7 protein-coding genes are annotated in these 5,071 nt (G+C 31.4%); all 7 read right to left on the bottom strand.

The annotated features are described in order from the left end of the window. Nucleotides 1-141: 141 nt before the first annotated feature. Nucleotides 142-603 carry a DUF334 domain-containing protein gene (locus GVY01_RS12160; RefSeq protein ID WP_015298618.1) on the bottom strand — a complete coding sequence of 154 codons (462 nt, stop codon included), beginning with the start codon at nt 601-603 and terminating at the stop codon, nt 142-144. Continuing rightward, nucleotides 572-1,537: a relaxase/mobilization nuclease domain-containing protein gene (locus GVY01_RS12165; RefSeq protein ID WP_002467288.1), complete on the bottom strand. Its 966-nt coding sequence runs from the start codon at nt 1,535-1,537 to the stop codon at nt 572-574. The genes GVY01_RS12160 and GVY01_RS12165 overlap by 32 nt, the downstream gene beginning before the upstream one ends. Continuing rightward, entirely contained in the window at nt 1,524-1,733 is a 210-nt protein-coding gene (locus GVY01_RS12170; RefSeq protein WP_072291919.1) for a hypothetical protein, read from the bottom strand. The genes GVY01_RS12165 and GVY01_RS12170 overlap by 14 nt, the downstream gene beginning before the upstream one ends. Beyond that, nucleotides 1,715-2,098: a plasmid mobilization protein gene (locus tag GVY01_RS12175; protein ID WP_002467290.1), complete on the bottom strand. Its 384-nt coding sequence runs from the start codon at nt 2,096-2,098 to the stop codon at nt 1,715-1,717. Before GVY01_RS12175 ends, GVY01_RS12170 begins: the two co-directional genes overlap by 19 nt. 309 nt (nt 2,099-2,407) lie before the next feature. Continuing rightward, a complete protein-coding gene (locus GVY01_RS12180; protein WP_002467289.1) occupies nt 2,408-3,343 on the bottom strand; it encodes a replication initiation factor domain-containing protein in 936 nt (311 codons plus the stop codon). A 232-nt stretch (nt 3,344-3,575) separates the two neighbouring features. Continuing rightward, nucleotides 3,576-3,941, bottom strand: a complete 366-nt coding sequence (locus GVY01_RS12185; RefSeq protein WP_002467287.1) for a hypothetical protein — start codon at nt 3,939-3,941, stop codon at nt 3,576-3,578. Nucleotides 3,942-4,012: 71 nt separating this feature from the next. Next, entirely contained in the window at nt 4,013-4,468 is a 456-nt protein-coding gene (locus GVY01_RS12190; RefSeq protein ID WP_002467291.1) for a hypothetical protein, read from the bottom strand. Nucleotides 4,469-5,071: the final 603 nt, after the last annotated feature.

Here is a 5,071-nt window from a genome sequence, read left to right on the forward strand (position 1 = left end):
ACGATTCTGCGCTCCTTAATAATCCTAAAGCTGTCCATCGGTCGATTTGATAGCTGACGCTATCCGACCGCTGGCGCTTTTAGTCTAATTAAGGGCTCTCATCGACAAATAGATTTTCTCGGCATAATTGCGTCCTCATAATTATAAAAAGACTTCGAATTTCTTTCTAATCCACTCATAAAGATAAATAAACCCACTTATTGCAAGAATATAAGGTAATCCATAAGCAATATACCAAACCAACGTCATAAAGCCCTCAGACGCTTTTAATTTACTCGCTATGGCTTTTTGAAGTATATCGACATGTATAAAATCCATGAAGTCACTACCTATAGTCATTACTAATGCAAAAAGCATAAATACTAACAACATTGTTCCAATACCTGTAAATAATTGCTTTTGTCTTTTTTTATAATGTTCATGTGACGCTCTTACTTCTTGCAACATACGTTTATTTTCATCACGCACTTTATAAATATCTCTACCTATGATGTTAGCTAATTCGTCTGTTTCCACTTTATCTAATTTCTTTTTGAGTATATCTATAAAGTCATTATGTGTCTTGATTGCACTATCTCGAAAATCCTTCGTCGCCTCTGTCAAATTCGATCTGAGTTGTTTTTGTTCGTTTTCTCGTGCGTTCTGGTTCTCTTGTATCTCTGTCAGATATTTGATGATGAGCTTGTTTTGTTTTTTCAGTTCGTCTAATTCTTGTCTTTCTAAGTTGCTCTGCGTTATGTTCGACGGCGTCCCAGTCGACGTCGAATTGTTCTGTGTACGCTGCGACTGGGTCTTGTTCTGATTCTCGTTCTTCTTCTCTTTCTCGTCTTTCAAACTCATATTCTAACGCCCCCTTGTCATAATCTTCGCCAAGTGTTTTGCCACGCACCCATTTATTTACATTTTCAGACTTATACGAGACATTTTTGCCTCTAACTTTAAATTCAATACCTAATTTCTCTAAATGCTCTGAAAAGCTCTTAAAATCGCTTGTATGTCCTTTCGCAATTTCAATTTTTTCTCTTAAATCATCTTTCCAAGAATATTGGTCTTTCTCTATTAATGATTTTTCAGCTTGTGTATATCTCAATTTTGCCGTATTTCGTTCTGGCACACTCAAACCATGTTCTCGACAAATATCATCATTGGTTTGTTTAATAAAATCTCGTTGTTGTTTATTACTTTGGTATTTTTTTCCTGTTTCTAAGTCAATTGAATTAATCACAATATGATTGTGTACATGTTCTCTATCTGTATGTGTATAGATTGCTACTTGATGATTAGGTGCAATCTTTTCTGCGAGTTCCAAACCTAATTGATTACATTGTTCTGGCGTAACTTCACCCGGTTTAAAAGATTGTATTACCGTATGTGCTTGAACACCATTTTCTTTACCGTACAAAGCCCTAGTTTGTTTAAATGCCGATTTAGCATAATCTACATCACAATTTAAGCCACTTTTTTCTTCTGCTCGCTTTTCTGCATAATTGATTGCTCTACTTGCCGATTTGGTATTACCTAATTTAGTTGTTGCCATCATCATCACTTCGTTTCTGTTTAGGTGCTATTTTATTTATTAATGGTCCAACCAAAGTACAAACAATTAAGTAAGGTATGAAAAACCATAAATTGTTACTAAAATCAAAATCTAAGAATAAAATAGCCATTAATATTAAAAACACAATAAAATACCAAATACCGTACAATAAAATCCTTAATTTAGACTTTTCCATATTTCATCTAACCTTTCACGTACTGCTTTGATATTATATTCCAAGCCATCATAATTCGGTGCTTCATGTTGATGTTGATTACAGTATTTAGCAATCTGATTCACATTTGCCCCCAACATACTTAAATCTTTGGCAATCGATTGTCGCGTTTCTTTATCAAATTTAGGTGCGACCAATCGACTGCCTTGTGCCTTTTTCTTAACGAAAGCAGGCACACTCATATTTAAAGTTTCAGCTGACTGCTTTAACTTTAAATATTCGGATTCGCTCACACGAAAACTAATTTGTTTCGGCTCTTTACGGTTGGGTTTATGGTTTTTCCCAACAGTTTCATCGCTAGCCACAAAGTTGTTTTGTTCGCTCATTAAATCCCACCACGCTTTCTTCGAAAGAAATTACTTAATATAAATCTAGCTTACAGGGTAAGCCAGATTTTATCAAGTAATTATGTGGTTTGGCAAGCGTCGTATATTCTAGCCACTTCGTTCTGAATATACCGGCTTGATGGGGATATCCCCATTCCCCTTATGTTTTTGCTAACGCAAAAAATGAGTGGCTAAATGCTAGCCACTCATAGTTCAAAACCAAATTCAAATTCAAAACCCCAGCAACCAAAAATGTGGTTGCTTAATCGTTCTTAAATTTAAGATCACTCACGTGACCTAAAATTTAATTCACTTAAAAATCTTAAAATCGGAAAGCCAAAAATCAATTTGCTTTTGCAATTGTTTTTCGTTTTCTCTTAAAGTCAATTTCATTAAATCAGTTAAATCAATAGGAGATATTTCTTTAATTAATTGCTTATATTTATTTTTAGTTCGTCTTTCTAATTTTCCCCATTCTTCTTCCTCGTTTAATAGCATAAAAACCATTGCTCTATCGGAAATACGTTTAATGATTTTCCAATCTGGTTGTAATATATGTAAATCACTAAAACAATCATTCCAGTAATCAACCATATTTCTTTTAAGTTCAATTTCTACACGCCATAAATGCTCTGAACTAATTTCAACATCTGCATTATCTTTACGTTCTTGTTTTTTGTTATAAATTCTAATAAATCTATCACTATCACGAACGCCGAAGTATTTCGTTTCTGGTTTACCATTACGACCATAAAAAATAGTTTTCTTAACTGCTTTATCAGTCATTGCATAGTAATCGTTCAAATCATCTTCAAAATCAAAAGCTAAGTCTAATCTTGTAAATCCGTAATCTTCCATGTAGTCGATAATATTTTGTTTTAACCAAAGCATTTCTTCATGCGTAAGTTTATTCGGATTAAATTCAACACGCATATTACGTCTATCCCATGTATCTGCTTTTACTTTGTCATATTCAATATAGACTTTTTCTTGAAGTGCTTTAGCTTTAAATTTTGTTTGAAGTATATCCCAAAGTCTAATTTGTGGCTCAACACTCATAAATTCAGATAGTTTTTGAGCATTATTTTTATTAAGATTTCCAACAATTGTCATAGCGTCAAAACTTATTTTTGGTTCGGGGGTGTACATAGTATGTCGGTTTAACCGGCTATTAGAGTAGCCGGTTTTAGAAAATTTATCTGAACCCTTGTTTTGTAAGTAATTTGAATGATTTTCTTTAGTCATAAAAAATCGACTCCTTAAATTATTTTCAAGAAGTCGCCCATCCAAATATATATCTTGATGTATATTCAAATATCGTTTAATATCTAAATATACAAAATCATAAAAAACAACTAATGTTTTAATTTTTGAATGGTTGTCGCACACAAACTTTGGTCAGGGCGTGGGCGACTTCTTTTTATTTTTTTATTAATATAGCATTATCACAAGAATTGGTCTAACTGAAATTTATTCTTTATTTATATTCAATATTCAATTCTTTTTGTTTTGAATCTTTATCTTTAAAATAAACTTTATACTGAATTGTATCTCCTAAAAGTGATTTAATATCTTTATACTTATCTGGAGTTCCTCTCCACTCTATATGATTATTTTCTTTTTTAGTAACTCCATTATTCGTTATATCTTCTTTCCCATCTTTGTTTATTTTATATACTTTGATTTTTTGAGGTTTATTCTCACTATTTTCTTTAATAACATAATGGCTATCTTTTGGATCTATTTTAATATTCTCTTTTGTTATTCTTTCTTTCGAATTATTTGAGTTACATGCACTCAATACAAATATCAAACTTAAAAAAAATACCGCTAATTTTTTCATATTTTATCTCTTCTTTCAACAAATAATTAGTAGTAAAAAAGCCCTTTTACTAAGGGCTTTTTTACTTAAAACTAAGAACTAAAACTAACTCCTTCAAGTGTTCTATTTTTAACATCTACTTTATATGTGATTGTCAATCCAGTTCCCTTTTTAGCTGCTGCTTTAAAATGTTTAGCATATGTTTTTTTCCATTGGGCGCTACCAATATCTACAGCTGTTTTAGATGCTCCCAATTCTGGCGCAACGATACTTGTAGTAGTATCTAAAAAGTAATTAAATGCTGTTGCAACACCACCACTAGGTGTCGATAATTTATCATTGATTTTTTTAACTTGTTTTTTAGAATAATGGGCTTTAACTGTTTTTATTTTAGAATTTTTAGGTGGCTTTGGATTTGTTGGATTCTCGTGTCCTTTTGCTTGGGCTTGGTTATCATGATTAAAACCAATAGACCCTACTGAAAATGTTGTCAACACAATACTTGTAGCTAATAAAACTTTACCTGTTTTTTGAATCGACTTTTTCATTGTTCTCACCCTTTTTATTGTTTTTATATAAAATATTCATAAAAATTATGAACAATGAAATTATAACAAAGATTAACCATATTATGAATCCGTTCCCAACGAACCATCTATAATTTGTAAATTCAAATATAAAATAAACAACTAAAGACAACAAAAAGAAATAAACTATAGCATAAATATTACTGAAAAATCTCATAAATATCCCCTTTCTATATCAATATGAACCATATTCTTGCTTTGCATATTTTTTTATCAGTGTCTCTACTTGTAAAGAATTAGAAATACCATATTTATTTTTTATCCTGTTCAATGTCTCAATTTCCTTAGGTGATAATCTTATAGTTACTGTTTTTTTATCCGAATTCATTAAATAAAACACCTTTCTTTTATTTAAATATATCAGTTTTTATTTAAAATGTAAATTTTTTAATTAAAATCAACTTAGTTTTTTGCATTATTCCAATTCCTCTATTTGTCGACGATTCTGCGCTCCTTAATAATCCTAAAGCTGTCCATCGGTCGATTTGATAGCTGACGCTATCCGACCGCTGGCGCTTTTAGTCTAATTAAGGGCTCTCATCGACAAATAGATTTTCTCGGCAT

Origin of the sequence: Staphylococcus sp. 8AQ (assembly GCF_902506595.1) — a bacterium.
Taxonomy (GTDB): Bacteria; Bacillota; Bacilli; order Staphylococcales; family Staphylococcaceae; genus Staphylococcus; species Staphylococcus pasteuri.